This window comes from Streptomyces sp. NPDC049627, assembly GCF_044465645.1.
In the GTDB taxonomy this organism is placed as follows: Bacteria; Actinomycetota; Actinomycetes; order Streptomycetales; family Streptomycetaceae; genus Streptomyces.
The window spans coordinates 968315-983359 of sequence record NZ_JBITLW010000001.1; the positions used below are offsets into that span (position 1 = coordinate 968315).

Sequence of the window (15045 nt, forward strand, 5' to 3'; positions counted from 1 at the left end):
CGTCCAGTCATCCCGTGGACGGCGGCCTGAGTCTTCAGGTCAGGCCCAGACAGGGCAGTACGGCGGCCTCCACGAAACGGACGAGATAGTCGGGGTCGGCGTCCTCACCTTCGAGGATCGGACGGGCCCGCAGCACGCCGAAGATCTGGGCGGGGACGTACGCCAGCGCCGGATGGTCGCGGGCGACCTCGCCGCGCTCCACCCCGCGTCGCAGGATCGCCTTCAGCGCTTCGATCTCGGGCTGGATGAGCGCCTCGCGCAGGGCGCACTGGAGCTCGCGGTCCTGCGTCACGGCGTGGCCGAGTGCCTGCAGGAGCCGGGTGTCCTTGCCCGACCACGCCCCGGCGGCCCGGGCGGCCTCGCGCAGGTCCCCGGCGAGTGTGCCGGTGTCGATGCCCTCGAAGCGGGTCTGCCGGCTGGCGCGCAGGGCCGCCGCCACGAACTGCGGCTTCGTCTTCCACTGCCGGTAGAGCGTGGACTTGCTGCAGCGTGTGCTGGCGGCGATGCCCTCCATGGAGACGGCGTCGTAACCGCACTCCCGGATCTGTTCGAGCACGGCGTCGAAGAACTCCTGCTCACGCTCCGGCGTGATCTTGGAGCGGCGCGAGGCGGCGACCGTCTCCGGTCCGTCCGCGGCCTGCGACGTCATCTGCTCTTCCCCTCGCTTCGGGTACGGCGCCCGGCGGGTGAACCGGGTCGCGCTTCCAGTGTGTCGTACGTCTATCGATACGCCACTGTACCGGAACGCCGACGTATCGGTACAGTGGCGTATCGGTACAGAGGCGTTTCGGTACGCAGACGTCTCGATGAGTTCGTTCAGGGAAAGGGCCGGGGGAATGAATGGCCGCACCGAGCCTGCAGAAGCGGAGACCGACGCGATAGCGCGGCCTCCGCTGGTCCGTGAGCTCCTGCTCGTCGCAGGGCTCTTCCTCGTCTACAAGCTGGGCCGGCAACTGGCCACCGGCCACACCTCCGAGGCGTTCCGCAACGCCGACCGTGTGTGGGACCTCGAACGCGCCGTCCGTCTGCCCGGCGAGGGCTCGGTGCAGCACCTCCTGCTGCACGGCGACACAGTCGTCCACATCGCGAACACCTACTACGCGACCGTCCACTTCCCGGCCACCGCGGCCTTCCTGATCTGGCTCTATCTGCGCCGCCCCGCGCACTACGTCTGGGCCCGCCGCGTGCTCGCCGCGCTCACCGCCGCCGCCCTCGTGGTCCATCTGGCCTTCCCGCTCGCCCCGCCGCGCATGCTGGCCGTGAGCGGCCTGATCGACACCGGGCGGGTGTACGGCCCCTCCGTGTACGGCGCGCCGCAGACCGACCACCTGTCGAACCAGTTCGCGGCGATGCCGTCGCTGCACTTCGGGTGGGCGCTGATGGTGGCGATCGGCCTGATCGTCGCGACCCGGTCCCGCTGGCGCCGGCTGTGGCTGCTGCACCCGCTGCTGACCCTGCTGGTCATCGTGGGCACGGCCAACCACTACTGGCTGGACGCCATCGTCGCGACGGCCATGCTCGGCCTCGCGCTCGCGGCGATCCACCTGCCGCACCGCACGGCCACCACGGCCGGACGCGGCACCCGCAAGCTCGTGCCGACACCCCGGGACGAGGAAGCCGTCCTCGTGGGAGCGGACCGATGAACGCCACCCTCCTCGCCGTCGTCCTGTCCCTGTTCTCCGCCGTCGCCTACGCCGCCGCGGCCGTCGCCCAGGAGCGCCTCGCATCCCGCGGCCCGGGCCCGGGCCTGCTGCGGCTGCTGGGCTCAGGCGCCTGGTGGGGCGCGGTCCTGCTCAACGCCTCCGGTGCGCTGCTGCACGTGGTGGCCCTGAAGTACGGTCCGCTGACCGTGGTGCAGCCGCTGGGCGCGCTCACCCTGGTGGCCGCGGTGCCGCTGGGCGCGCGCGTCGCGGGGCGGCGGGTCAGCGCGGTCGAGTGGCGCGGTACGGCGCTGACGCTGGTCGGCCTGGCCGCGATCCTCGTCACGGCGTCCGGGGCCGCGCCCGACGATGTGCTGAGCACGTCCGAGGCGCTGGCGGTCGCGGCCGTGACCGCCGCACTGATCGGCATGCTGGCGCGGCCCGGCGCCCGGCCCGGACTGCGGCACGCGAGCGCGTCCGGCCTCACCTCCGGGGTCGCCTCGGCGCTGACGCAGACCGTGACGGTGGCCGCGACGGACCACTCCGCCCCGCTGCTCAGCCTCCGGGTGGTCGGCGTGGCGCTGCTGGTCGCGGCCTTCGCGGCGAGTGGACTGCTGCTGTCGCAGACCGCCTACCGGGGCGGCCTGGGGGCCCCGCTGGCGGTGGTGACGCTGGCCAACCCGATGGCGGCCGCGGTGATCGGACTCGTCCTGCTCGGCGAGCGGCTGCAGGGCGGCGCCGCGGGCGTCCTCCTCGCGCTGGCCGGAGCAGGCGTGGCGTCCTGGGGCGTCGTGCTGCTCAGCCGGGCGACACCCGAGCCCGCCGTCACGCCCTCCCACGAGACCGACGAGGAGCACCCCGTGGCCGCCGTACTGGCGCTGGGGCCCGCATCGGCGGCGCCGGAACCGGTGTTGGTGCCCCGGCAGCCGCAACCGGGGCACCTCACGCCGCTGTGACAGGGGCTACTCGGTGATGATCGCCGGGTCGCTCACCCCCGGCCGTCCGTTCTCGACGTGCCCGGTGAGGCGCCGCAGGAAGGCCGGGTCGGCGTCGGTGGTGACGGTCAGGTCGTACCAGCGCCTGCTCGCCGTCAGGTCGACGCAGTGCTTCACGGTGGCGCCGGGCCGGACGGTCACCGTCACCGGGGCACCGCCGTATCCGCCGGTGATCTTCAGGCGAACGCTCGTCGTTCCCTTGTTGGTGAAGACCAGCTCGATGTCGTCCCCCGTGTGCCGGGCGGTGACCTCGGGACCGGCCTTCTTGTTCGAGCCCTTGAAGGCGCGCAGGAAACCGTTCGGGCCGTGCACGGTGAGGTCGTACGAGCCGTTCGAGTACGCCGAGTTCCAGGTGTCGGCGACGGTCCTGCCGGCCTCGGTGGTGTAGGTCCACGGCCCGTCGGTGCGATTGCCGGACGTGACCAGGAAGGCGGCGCCGGCCTTGGCGCCCGAGGCGAAGGTCAGGGTGAACTTCCCGGCCGCCGCGTCCACCGAGCCGTCCACGTACGGGGCGTACTTCAGCGGACGGGCGGGGCGCAGCCCGCGCTCCTGCTTCGGCAGGGATCCCTGCGCGGGCGGCGTCGGCACGTAGTCGGGGTGACGGACACGGTCCGGCGGCTCGTAGCCGTCGGTGTCCGGCAGGGCGACCGGGCGGGTGTCGGTGCGGGAGAAGTCGAAGGCGGAGGTCAGGTCGCCGCAGATCGCGCGCCGCCAGGGCGAGATGTTCGGCTCGTGGACGCCGAAGCGGCCCTCCATGAACCGGATGATGGAGGTGTGGTCGAGCGTCTCGGAGCAGACGAATCCGCCCTTGCTCCAGGGCGAGACGACCAGCATCGGCACCCGCTGACCGAGTCCGTACGGACCGGCGACATGGCCGCTGTCGCCCTTGAACAGGTCCGGGGCGGGATCGACCGTCGACCTGCCCTGCGCGGCGGAGGCCGGCGGGAAGGGCGGGATCAGGTGGTCGAAGAAGCCGTCGTTCTCGTCGTAGGTGATGAACAGGGCCGTCTTCGCCCACACCTCGGGGACGGAGGTGAGCGCGTCGAGGACCTGGGCTATGTACCAGGCGCCGTAGTTGGCGGGCCAGTTGGGGTGCTCGGTGAAGGCCTCGGGGGCGACGATCCAGGAGATCTGCGGCAGTTTGCCGCCCTTGATGTCGGCCTTCAGCCGGTCGAAGTAGCCCTCGCCCTTGGTGTAGTCGGTGCCGGTGCGCGCCTTGTCGTACAGCGGGTTGCCGGGCTCGGCGCCCCGGTACTGGTTGAAGTACAGCAGCGAGTTGTCGCCGTAGTTGCCGCGGTAGGCGTCCTGGATCCAGCCCCAGGAACCCTGCGCGTCGAGGCCGTCGCCGACGTCCTGGTAGATCTTCCAGGAGACGCCCGCCTTCTCCAGACGCTCCGGGTACGTCGTCCAGCCGTAGCCCTTCTCGTCGTTGCCGAGGACCGGGCCGCCGCCCTGGCCGTCGTTGCCCGTGTACCCCGTCCACATGTAGTAGCGGTTGGGGTCGGTGGAGCCGATGAACGAGCAGTGGTAGGCGTCGCAGACGGTGAAGGAGTCGGCGAGCGCGTAGTGGAACGGGATGTCCTCGCGGGTCAGGTACGCCATCGTCGTGGAGCTCTTCGAGGGGACCCACTTGTCGTACTTGCCGCCGTTGAAGGCCGCGTGTCCGTCGTTCCAGCCGTGCGGGAGGTCCTGGATGAAGGCCATGCCCAGGTCGTCGGCGTCGGGGTGGAACGGCAGGATCTCCTTGCCGCCGCCGTCCGTCTGGTGCCACACCGACTTGCCGTTCGCCAGGGTCGCCGGGCGCGGGTCGCCGAAGCCGCGGACGCCGCGCAGCCTGCCGAAGTAGTGGTCGAAGGATCGGTTCTCCTGCATCAGGACGACGATGTGCTCGACGTCCTCGATCGAGCCCGTGCGATGGTTCGCGGGAAGTGCGGCAGCGCGCTGAATACTGGCCGACAGGGCGCTGAACGCCGTGGTGGCGCCCGCGAGTTGGAGGAATCGGCGCCGGTTGACGTCGGGCATGAGTGAGGGACCTCTCATCCTGCGCACGGAGAGCCGGAACATGACGGAAGGTGCGCGCAGCGAGTGTTCCAAGAGCAACAAACGTCAGGGAAGGGTCCGGTGGCGCTCGTGTGAAAGTCGGGGGTACGCGAGGTGTGCCGCAGCGGCCCCCGGGGGATGGTCGCGATCATGACAGAGACGACGCGCACGGACTCCCCGCCGGCCTCACGGCCCGTACGCCAGCTCCTCGCCGCCTCCGTCGGCAACGCCGTGGAGTGGTACGACTGGTACGCCTACACGTTCCTGGCCACCTACATCGCCGCCGAGGTCTTCCCCAAGAGCGCGGACAACTCACTGGTGCCGCTGCTGTCGACGTTCGCGGTGTTCGCGGTGGGCTTCTTCATGCGGCCGGTGGGCGGACTGCTCATGGGCGCGATCGCCGACCGGCGCGGGCGGCGCGCCGCGCTGACGGTCACCATCCTGCTGATGGGCGGCAGCAGTCTGCTGGTCGGGCTGACCCCGACGTACGCGGCGGCCGGGGTCCTGGCTCCGGTGGTTCTGGTGCTGGCCCGGCTGCTCCAAGGCCTGTCGGTGGGCGGCGAGTTCGCGGCGTCGACGACGTTCCTGGTGGAGTCGGCGGGGCCGGAGCGGCGCGGGCTGTTCTCCAGCTTCCAGTACGTGTCGACGACCGCCGGTCAGCTGGTCGCCTCCGGCGTCGCGACGCTCCTGGTGGACACCTTGAGCGACGGGCAGATGAACGGCTGGGGCTGGCGGGTGCCGTTCGTGCTGGGGGCGGTGCTCAGCCTGGTCGGCTTCTGGATCCGGCAGGGCGCGCAGGAGACGAGGAGTACCGAGCAGCAACAGGCCGCCCGCCCGGGCCTGTTGGAGGCACTGCGCCGCCACCCGCGCCAGTCGCTGCTGATATGCGGAATCACAGCCGGCGGAACGATCGCCTACTACACCTGGACGTCGTACCTGCCGACGTACGCCGAACTCAACGCGGGCGTCGAGAAGTCCGACGCCCTCCTCGCGGGCACGATCTCGCTCGCCTTCTTCGGTCTGCTCCAGCCCCTCGGCGGCCTCCTCTCCGACCGCTTCGGCCGCCGCCCTCTGCTGCTCTTCTTCGGACTGGGCTTCACCCTCCTCACCGTCCCGCTCCTGCACACCCTGCGCGACTCCTTCGCCGTGCTGCTGCTCGTGCAGTGCGCGGGGATGGTCCTGCTGACCGGGTTCACCTCGATCAGCGCGGCCGTGAACGCCGAGGTGTTTCCGCCGCGGGTGCGCGCGGCGGGCATCGGGTTCCCCTACTCCCTGACGGTCGCGCTGTTCGGGGGTACGGCTCCGTACGTCGGCACGCTGTTCAAGGAACTGGGTCACGCGGGCCTGTTCCCCTGGTACGTCGCCGCCCTGTGCCTGGGCTCCTCGCTGGTGTATCTGCGCCTGCCCGAGACCGCGCACCGGGCTCTGGAACGGTGATCGCGCGGCTGCGAACGGAGAAGCGCGGCCCTGAGGTCGCTGTCGTAGCCGGCCCTGAAGACGTAGTCCGGGTCGGACTTCGGGTCCCAGCCGGAGCCGACGAGCGGGCCCCAGCCGTACTGGTAGCCGTTGCAGGACCCGGCCGACCGGGTGCCTGAGCTCCTGACACATGTCAGGACCGTGCCTGACCGCGCTCTCCTAGCCTTTCGTGCATGACCCATGTATACGGACACTCGGTCAATCTCAGGGGGCACCACCTGTGAAGCTTCGTCTTCTCGCTGCCGCCGCCGCGCTGCTGCTGATCGGCGGCGCGGCCGGATCCGCCGCTGCCGACACCCCGGCCGGGCAGCCCGTGCAACTGGGTGCCGCGTCCGTCGCGGTGCCCGCCGGCGTCAGCGCCGGGGTCGCCGTCTTCGACCGGCAGACCGGTACCTTCACCGAGCAGCTCAACTCGAGCACAGGCTTCCGCTCCGCCTCGGTCGTCAAGCTGCTGCTGGCGCTGGACCACCTGTGGAACCGGGGCCCCGACTACACGGTGCCCGCAGCCGACCGCGCATGGCTGGAGCCGATGCTGCGCAGCAGCAACGACGACGCGGCCAGCGCCTACTGGTCGGACAACGGCGGTACGGCGATCATCACCCGCATGGTGAGCCGCCTCGGCCTCAAGGACACCGCACCACCGCCCACCGGGTACGAGGGCTACTGGGGCTACACCACGCTCTCCGCCCGCGACACGGTGACGATCTACCGCTACCTCCTGGACTCGGCGCCCGGCCCCGTGCGCGACTTCGTGATGGGGAACCTGCGCCAGTCCACCCGCTGCGCCTCGGACGGATTCGACCAGCACTTCGGCATCGCCGGGGCGTTCGAGAAGCCGTGGGCGGTGAAGCAGGGCTGGTCGGGATCCTCGTACGAGAAGGGCACGTGCGGCCCGCCGCGCACCGCTGCCGCGACGGACACGGCGAGCCCGGCACCGGCCGCCGCCGCGGACGTGGACCTGACCCGCCCGGCGCTGCACAGCACGGGCACCGTCGGCGCCGGTGACCGCTCCATCGTGGCCGTGTTCACGCTGCACCCCGTCGGCACGTCGTACGGGAAGGCGTACACGGACATCGGCCGGCTGACCCGCTCCCTGAACGTCCCCGGAGCCGCGCGGCCCGCGGGATGGTGGTACGGCACGTGGAGCGACCATGTGAACGTCCGCCCCGACCCCGGCACGGGCAAGGCACCGATCACCCAACTCCCCGCGGGCGTCGAGGTGCTGGTGGGCTGCCAGGCCAGGGGCGAGGTGGTCGACGTACCGCCCTACACCAACGAATGGTGGGCGTACCTCCCTCAGTACAAGGGCTGGATCTCCAACATCTACATCAAGTCGCCCGACAACAAGATGCCGGACGTCAAGGACTGCTGAACGGCCTCGAGCGGCAGCTCCGCCACCTCACCGCTCGTAGTCGGCGAGGTAGCGGAGCACTTTCTCGACGTGGGGCCGCACCCGTTCGGGGACACCGCCCTCCGTGATGACCGTGCGGTCGCTCGTGCGGTAGCCGGCCGCCATCAGCGCGGGAAGATCCTTGGCGGGCATGTCGGCCTTCTTGAACTGCTGGTCGAGCCAGCACACGTACAGCGACATCGTGGAGATCGCGTCCGGTGGCGACCGGTAGTCCTTGTCCCCGTCGCCGTCGCCGTCGACCGCCCAGGCCCGGAACACCGACGGCGTCCACATGGCGATGCCGTACTCCTCGCTCGCCGGGCGGGCCGCGTTCACGTCGAAACCGCTCTCCGCCTTGAGCATGGCGGCGAGAAAGGCCGGCGTGACCTCCGCGTCGGTGCAGCGGTGGGCGGCCTTCACGATGACCGGCCGCAGCGCTTCGGGTACGTCGGAGTCCTCAGGGATCTCCCCGGCGGCCGGGCTGTGCGCGTCGGTGACGACGGCCGGCGTGCCGCGCCCCTTGTCGTCGTCGTCCCCGCCTCCGCCGCCCCCGAGCAGCGCGGCCCCGGCGCCCGAGAGCAGCACGGCCCCGGCGATGGCGGCGGCCGACACCGCGCCGAGCGTCTTTGCGGTGACCGGCAGCAGCCGGTGCCGGCGCGGGCTTGCCAGTTGCTCGATGCGGGCGGAGAGGCTCGCGGCAGTGTGGCGCAGGCGGCCCGCGTGGTCGGGTACCAGACAGTCCTCGATGAGCCGGCGCCAGTTCTCGTCGAGTCCGGCGTCCAGACGCAGCGGTGCGGTGCCGCGGGCGTAGGCCTGCGCGGCGAGTGAGCGGGCGCGCGCGGTGGCGCCGGGGAACGGGTGCAGGCCACCGGTGAGCACCTGGTGGGCCAGGATGCCGAAGGCCCAGATGTCGGCGGTCGGCCGCACCACCGTCCCGTCGGCTCCGGTGCGCTGGGACCACCACTCCGGCGGCACATGGTCGAGCGTGCCGAGCGGCGGCACATAGGCGTGGGTGCCCTCGAGTTCGGTGGCCAGGCCGAAGTCGGCGAGCCAGACCGCTCCGTGGGCGCCCAGCAGCACGTTGGCGGGTTTGAGGTCGCCGTGCACCCAGCCGGCGCCGTGCATATGGGCGAGCCCGGCGGCGACGCCGCGCAGGATCCGCACGGCGTCCGGGATCGGGCCGCCCGTCCCGGCGGCGTCCAGCACCTGCCGGAGACTGGCCTCGGCGCGGTCCATGACGAGCGCGATCGCCCCGTCCAGCGCGGGCAGATCCGGTGCGGCCACCGTGCACACGGCATGCGTCCGTACGAGGTGCGGATGGTCCGCCGCGGCGCTGAACCGCACCTCGCGCGCGACCAGTTCACCGAGCGCGGCACGCTGACCGGGCGCCAGGGCACCGGTCGGCAGCACCTTCACCGCCGCGATCGTGCCGTCCGCGACCGCATGGGCCTCGTACACGGTCCCCCAGCCGCCCGATCCGATGACGGCGTCCAGCTCCCAGCCGTCGATGCGGAAACCCGCCGGCAGCCGCGGCATCTCGCGGGCGCCCTCCTCGGCGCCTGACGTGCTCACGCGCCGCTCGTCTGCGGGACGGGCCGTCTGCGGGACGGCAACAGGGCGAGATGCTCCTCGCGCACCAGGCCGAAGCGCAGGGCGAGGGAGGCCAGTCGGGCACGCTTGGCACCCGTGCGAGCGCTGCCGTCCGCTCCGGGCTCGTCGCCGATGTCCAGACGCAGCTTGGCGAAGGCCAGATAGTCGATGTGGTAGTTGACCGCGGAGCGGGTCAGACCACGACAGCTCTCCAGCGGGCGGAGCCTGTCCGCGATGTCCCCGGCGCCCGGCAGCGTGCCGTCCGAGGGGTCGCGCAGCCGCGGCTCGCACAGGGCCACCAGCACCAGGAAGTACTTCGCCGTAGCATCGAGCGCGTAGGGATGGACGGTCAACTCCCCTGCGTCGGGGGAGGATCGCTCGTCCAGATAGGCGTGCTGCGGGGCGAACACCTTGAAGTCGACGGTCCCGGACAGCGCGGGCAGGACGACCCGGGAGAACTCGAAGGGCACCGGCGCTCCGAGCCGACCGGGCGCGACGGTGATGTACTCGCCGGCACCCTCCAGGTTCTCGACCGCATACGCGGTGTCACGGCTGAAGTTCGACAGCCGCCAGTAGTCCTCGGCCGCCTCCAGCCGCCCCGCCCGCCGGGAGATCCCGGGATCGGGCAGCGCGATGGAGAGGTCCCGGCCGCCGGGCACCCCGCGTCCGAAGTCGGCCACGTCGCCCGGTCCCAGATGCAGCAACTCGGGTCTGGCCGCGTCGACTTGGCCCGGCCGTGACGGGCCGGGCGGCTGCACAATGATCGTTTCCATACCGACTTTCCCCCGATGTGGTCGCCAGGATCGCGGAGTCGATTCCGGTTGCCGCAAACCCGGCGTCCGGGCACCGGGCAAGGCGTGGCTCCTGGTCACAGTCGCCGCTCCGCCACCTCGCGCGTCCCAGCTGTGAAGGCGTCAATGGATCGTTCGCCACCACGTGCCGACTTCTGGTCAAAAGCCGCACAGGTGACACCGTTGCCATGTCCGGCACCGCATGCGGGCCGATTCCACGGGTGAGAGGCGCGAGGCACGTCCACTAGGACGATCGGCCGATCATCTCGGTTCCCGGCCCGTAAGCGCTTTCGCGGCCTCATGGCGGATGACGGCTCTGCCCATCTCCTGCGCCGGAATCGCTGCGGGCGGGCACAGTCCGGACGCGGGTCCCTGACACCTGTCAGGGACCGCCGGGACCGGCGGCCCTCTAAGTTCCGGTGCGCACAGGGTCCCTCCGCACGCGGTCCCGTCGGTCGCCCCGACCGGCATCCGCCCGTCCTCACTCCCCTCGCTCGGCACCGAAGGAGCAACGAACCCATGCGCATCAAGCGATCCCTTCTCGCCGCGATCGGCACCATGACCTTGGTGCTGGGCGTCTGCGCCTCCGGCTCGGCCCAGGCGGCGACCTCCGCCACGTCCGCCGTCCCCCCGACGATCTCACCGGCCGCCCCTTCGCAACTGGTGCCCTCCGGCGACCACGTCACCTGCGACACGGGGAACTTCTGCGCCGGCGTCTGGGACCCCACGGTCAACCAGTGGCGGGTCTTCTTCCTGTACCAGTGCAACCGCTACTACCTGTCGAACTGGCACGGCACGGGCGAAGTCATGAACAGCCAGACCGACGAGGCCCAGGCGACGCTCTACGGTCAGAACGGCAACGTGATCCAGACCTTCCCGGTCAGCACCGACGCACCCGACGTGGACTGGGAGCCGGTCTGGTCGATCCGCAACTGCTGACCGGGGCGACAGCAGGTGCGCCCCTGGCGGGTGCGCATCCTGTCGGCGGATGCCGAGTGTGGGGTGTGGTCGACGGTCTTCGTGGGAGCTTTCGCGGTACGTGCGGCACGCCGAACGCTACGCCTGTCACGACCAGCCCGACGGCCTCGTCCGCACCCCTGCCTACCGTCCCGGCCTGGTCGATCCCCACCGTGGCCGCCTATGGTGGGGACGGCCGGAGCCGCGCTGCGGCGCGTGCGCCCGCCTGCCGGCCGGGATCCGGGAGTTGGGCTGCATGGCAGCGACGGCCTTCTCGTGCGCTCATCAACTCCGGCCGCGTCGAAGCCGAGCACACCACGCTGTCCCCACGCCGCGTCACCTCACCCAGCCGCTGAGCACCCGCACCGGCTGGCTCGACGTCGACCGGCAGACCACCGGCACGCCGGGCGGGCTGTCCGGTGGCCGTCCGGTTCAGCCGTTCAGGATGCCGCCGACGTCGGTGACGGGGACCGTGTCCGCGGTCCGCGGAACCGTCACGCGGACCGGTTCACCGATGTCCGACAGGGCCATGGTCAGCGTCACCCGCGCACTGGACAGGTTGACGCTCATGCGGGTCTGCACCAGGCGCCCCCGGCCGTCGACCCAAGCGTCCGCGAAGACCGGGAGGTCGCTGCCGAGGACGTCGCGGGCTTGGTCCGTCTTCGTGCGGACGTCCGGGGCCATGCGCAGAGTGACGGTCCGGTGGTCGAGGATGCCGCGGTAGTGCACCGCGCGCACCCCCCGGACGTTCTCCTCGCCCTCCCGGGAGATCTTGCGCATTGCGGCGATCTGCTGCAGGACGTGCTCGGGGTCGTTGAGCGGGGCCCGCAGCAGGTAGTGGGCCTGCGCCTTGTCCCGGGGCACAACCCCCCAGGCGTCCTCACCGATCCCCTGGACGCCGCTGATGTAGATCTTGCCGTCCGCGAAGACCTGGTCGCTGTGGTCGATGGCGCCGCCGGGGAGGTCGACCGCCAGGTGACCCCTGTCCGCGGCGAAGTCGAAGCCGCCGGTGACGGTGAGGCCGTACACCTGGCCCTCACCTTCCAGTTCGATCTCCTGGCGGAACCCGGCGCTGTCCTCGCGCAGAGCCGCGACGGCCGCTCGTACTGCGGAGCGGGGGCCGGCCGACGAGGTGGAAGACGGTGACGCGGACGCGGGCTTGTCACGGCTTCCGGCGTCGGCCGTGGAGCAGCCGGCGCACAGCAGCGCGGCGGCAGCGGTGAGCAAGAGAGGACGGCGCATGGATTCTCCGGAGTTCTTGGGCGAGCACTCGGCCATTGCGGTACCGCCTCGCGCGGAGATCTTACGAAGTTGCGCACAGGGGTGCGAACGAAATGTGGTGGGAGCGTGCGGTGACGGCCGTGAGGGAAACCTCCGTGCTCCACGACGGCCCTCCGGCCAGGGCCTTCAGATCGCCCCTTCCGTGAGGCGGAAGCAGTGTTGCGTCCCCGTGACGCCCTTCCGGACGATGTCGCCATCACCCAACGACGGGAGCCGCAGCCATGCCGCACATGACGACTTTCGCCAGGAACCAGTGGTACAGCTAGCGCACCTTTCTGACCTGCGCTTGTGTGGGGGCGATGAGGCTGTGACCTGCTAGGACGGGTTGCGGAGGCGATCGGAGGCAGTCAGAGGAAAACACTCTGATTCGACCCCGGTTCGACCCGGGTCGCTCAGAGGCAGTCAGAGGCAGCGACCTCTGCAACTGACCTCTGGGGGACCTGAGTCGGCCGGTGTGGATCACCAGTGGGCCTCTCTGGCGGTGCTCTGGTTCGACCTCGGTCGAGCTGCGATGGGGACGCCTGCCTCCACTCGGGGCCAGGCATACGAGGGCCTCCAGGACGGCCATTCTGGAGACCTTTCTGGCGCCGATGGAGGTCGGTTCCGGACACCACCCGTGGTTTTAGCGGGCCTGGGTGGCGTCCACGTCTTTGCGAGACGACCTCACCGTGCCAGACAGCACCCATCACGCCCTCACTCAACGAAACTCCACCCAATTCCGCGGCCTTCTGGAATACGCCCGACTTCCGTCGGCCGCAACCGATCTCATTCTGCTCGGAGACCTCACCGGCCGCTACGCCACCGGCAGTTACAGCCGGCTCGCCCCCGGCGGCCGGACGGTGGCCTTGCGTGCGGACCGGCAGGGGGCGGCTGAGCACGGGCACCGGATCACCGCGGCCATCGCCTGCCACGTGGCCCGCGCCGGCGGCACCGTCGACCAGCTCACCCAGCTCCTGCTGCACCCCGACCACGAAGGCGGGCGGCACGCCCGCAACATCGCGTTGCGGTCCGGGCAGTCGCGCGCCCTGGACTACATCCGGCGGGTCTGGGCCAACGCCACGGAAGCGGTCAGCACCACCAGGGCGGTGGACTCCCGGCACGACGCGTACGAGGTTCTCGCCGCGCTGCGCGACCGCATCGAGACCACGCCCTGGCGCGGGGAGCGGGGGCGGACCGCGCTGCGGGTGCTGCGGGCGCATCTGACCTTCGCCGAGATCGCGGGCGGCCCGCTGCATCACGCCAGTGAGCGGCAGACCGCGGAGGAAGCCGGCATCTCCCGCACGACGTTGCGGGCCGTCTACGACACCGTCCTCAAGCCGCAGGGCTGGCTGCGCCGGCTGCGGGTGGGCTACGGACGGGAGGGCTCCACGTGGTACCTCGATTGCGGCAGCGCTCCCAGCCAGGGTGCCCCTGCTCCGATGTCTCGTTTCCGGACCACTCAGTTCCCCCCCGACCCGGCACTTGAGGAGTGGCCCACCCCTGAGACGGCCACGACGGCCGACATCGACTCCACCGTCCTCGGCCGTCTGATGGGCCACGACGCCTTCGCCCATCACGGCCTCGGCAGCGCCGCCCTCATGCTCATCAGCGCCCTGCACCAGCGCCCCCACCAGACGGTCGCTGAGCTCGTCGGTACCTCCTCGGTGTCCCGCGCGACCGCCTATAGGACTCTGAAACGCCTCGCCGAGCACGGCCTCGTGCAGCACACCGGGGAGACCTGGGCCCTGGCGCCGCGTGCTCTGGAGGGCTTTGGTGACGGCCTCCCGGGCGCGGATACCGGCCTCACCGCAGCGGCGGCACAGGGCTGGGACAAGGTCGCCGAGCACCACGGCACTGCGGGTGTCGCGGCCCGGCGGAAGGCCCTGCACGCGGTCGAGCGTGCGGCCTACCGGGAGGCGCTGGACCGGCTCGCGGAGCACCGCAGCCAGGCCGTGGTGATCGTCCGCGACGGCCGCCGAGTGCTGGTCCCCGCGTCACGCCCCGACGAGATCCCGCCGACCTGGCACGCCCCGGACGGGCGCGTCCTCGACCCGGTCACAGGTCGTCCGGCTTCCGACTGGCGGGTCGCCACGGACGGCCGCCTGATCCTCATCACCCCTGCCGACCAGCGCAGTTACGACGAGCTGGCCGCCGCCCATGCCGAAGCCCTCAGCGAATGGAACTCCGCCGCATGAACCAACAACACCCTCCAACGAACTCTGCCCAGAGTCACCCGGTGACTCCGGATGCCTTGCGCAAGCAGTACGAGTCCGGTGCGACCGTCGACGAACTCGTTGCCGTCAGCGGTCTGTCGTACGGCACGGTCCTCAACCGGCTGCACGATGCCGGGACCGTCATGCGCACCTCGTGGCAGACCCGCAGGATGCGCCAGGATCCCCAAGCCCGCCGACGTCTCGCAGCCCGTCTGCGCACCCTTTACGAGCAGCAGGGGGCGACGCTCACCGAACTCGCCGCGGCTGCGGGAGGGACGAGGCGTGGTGCCCGGCGTCTGCTGATCGAGGCCGGCGGCACCGTGCGCACGACGCAGCAGACGCTGCGAATGCGCGCCGCGGCGCGGGCCGTTGAGCGGCACAAGCTGGCGCTGTCTCTGCGGGCGCGCTACGAGGCCGGCGCCACGGTCCCGGACCTAGCCAAGGAGTGCAACTACTCCGTTGCCACGGTCTACCGGCTCCTGCACCAGGCAGGCACCCGCATGCGGCCTCAGCACCGCCACGGCCCTGCTCCTCGTGAAGGGAAACGGCCATGAGCGCGCCAGACAGAGCCGTCGCTCGTTCCACCCGCCATGTCCGTCGCATGCGCGTCCTGCCCGAAGGCCATCCCGGCTGCAGCTGCGGGGCACGGGCACCTCCCCCAATCCGCCGGAAGACGTGCTGGCAGAGCAGCGG

At 71.2% G+C, this 15045-nt stretch carries 12 protein-coding genes; 7 read left to right on the top strand and 5 right to left on the bottom strand.

Annotated features, from left to right (window positions below; all coding sequences use genetic code 11):
- Positions 1-34: 34 nt before the first annotated feature.
- Positions 35-649 (bottom strand): TetR/AcrR family transcriptional regulator, encoded by a 615-nt coding sequence (locus ACIBU0_RS04270; protein WP_398811359.1) that lies wholly within the window; start codon positions 647-649, stop codon positions 35-37.
- Positions 650-836: 187 nt separating this feature from the next.
- Here ACIBU0_RS04270 and ACIBU0_RS04275 point away from each other — a divergent pair, with 187 nt between their 5' ends.
- Together ACIBU0_RS04275 and ACIBU0_RS04280 are read left to right on the top strand one after the other, a co-directional pair.
- A complete protein-coding gene (locus ACIBU0_RS04275; protein ID WP_398811362.1) occupies positions 837-1643 on the top strand; it encodes a phosphatase PAP2 family protein in 807 nt (268 codons plus the stop codon).
- On the top strand, positions 1640-2596 hold the full coding sequence (locus ACIBU0_RS04280; RefSeq protein WP_398811365.1) for a hypothetical protein: 957 nt from the start codon (positions 1640-1642) through the stop codon (positions 2594-2596). Before ACIBU0_RS04275 ends, ACIBU0_RS04280 begins: the two co-directional genes overlap by 4 nt.
- A 6-nt stretch (positions 2597-2602) precedes the next feature.
- Here the strand turns inward: ACIBU0_RS04280 and ACIBU0_RS04285 are convergent, their stop codons facing one another.
- A complete protein-coding gene (locus tag ACIBU0_RS04285; protein ID WP_398811368.1) occupies positions 2603-4657 on the bottom strand; it encodes a phosphocholine-specific phospholipase C in 2055 nt (684 codons plus the stop codon).
- A gap of 156 nt (positions 4658-4813) precedes the next feature.
- On the opposite strand from ACIBU0_RS04285, the gene ACIBU0_RS04290 reads away from it, so the two are divergent.
- The gene (locus tag ACIBU0_RS04290; protein ID WP_398811371.1) at positions 4814-6112 is read left to right on the top strand and encodes an MFS transporter; all 1299 of its coding nucleotides are present in this window, start codon (positions 4814-4816) and stop codon (positions 6110-6112) included.
- Positions 6113-6371: 259 nt separating this feature from the next.
- Positions 6372-7523: a hypothetical protein gene (locus ACIBU0_RS04295; RefSeq protein ID WP_398811374.1), complete on the top strand. Its 1152-nt coding sequence runs from the start codon at positions 6372-6374 to the stop codon at positions 7521-7523.
- Positions 7524-7550: 27 nt separating this feature from the next.
- Here the strand turns inward: ACIBU0_RS04295 and ACIBU0_RS04300 are convergent, their stop codons facing one another.
- Together ACIBU0_RS04300 and ACIBU0_RS04305 are read right to left on the bottom strand one after the other, a co-directional pair.
- Positions 7551-9113 carry a serine/threonine-protein kinase gene (locus ACIBU0_RS04300; RefSeq protein WP_398811377.1) on the bottom strand — a complete coding sequence of 521 codons (1563 nt, stop codon included), beginning with the start codon at positions 9111-9113 and terminating at the stop codon, positions 7551-7553.
- Complete coding sequence (locus ACIBU0_RS04305; protein WP_398811379.1) at positions 9110-9904, bottom strand: serine/threonine protein kinase; 795 nt, start codon at positions 9902-9904, stop codon at positions 9110-9112. Before ACIBU0_RS04305 ends, ACIBU0_RS04300 begins: the two co-directional genes overlap by 4 nt.
- 537 nt (positions 9905-10441) lie before the next feature.
- Here ACIBU0_RS04305 and ACIBU0_RS04310 point away from each other — a divergent pair.
- Positions 10442-10861 (top strand): hypothetical protein, encoded by a 420-nt coding sequence (locus tag ACIBU0_RS04310; RefSeq protein WP_398811382.1) that lies wholly within the window; start codon positions 10442-10444, stop codon positions 10859-10861.
- Positions 10862-11311: 450 nt separating this feature from the next.
- Here the strand turns inward: ACIBU0_RS04310 and ACIBU0_RS04315 are convergent, their stop codons facing one another.
- Complete coding sequence (locus ACIBU0_RS04315) at positions 11312-12121, bottom strand: hypothetical protein (protein WP_398811385.1); 810 nt, start codon at positions 12119-12121, stop codon at positions 11312-11314.
- A 707-nt stretch (positions 12122-12828) separates the two neighbouring features.
- On the opposite strand from ACIBU0_RS04315, the gene ACIBU0_RS04320 reads away from it, so the two are divergent.
- Positions 12829-14334 carry a helix-turn-helix domain-containing protein gene (locus tag ACIBU0_RS04320; protein WP_398811387.1) on the top strand — a complete coding sequence of 502 codons (1506 nt, stop codon included), beginning with the start codon at positions 12829-12831 and terminating at the stop codon, positions 14332-14334.
- Entirely contained in the window at positions 14316-14906 is a 591-nt protein-coding gene (locus tag ACIBU0_RS04325) for a helix-turn-helix domain-containing protein (RefSeq protein WP_398811390.1), read from the top strand. The genes ACIBU0_RS04320 and ACIBU0_RS04325 overlap by 19 nt, the downstream gene beginning before the upstream one ends.
- Positions 14907-15045: the final 139 nt, after the last annotated feature.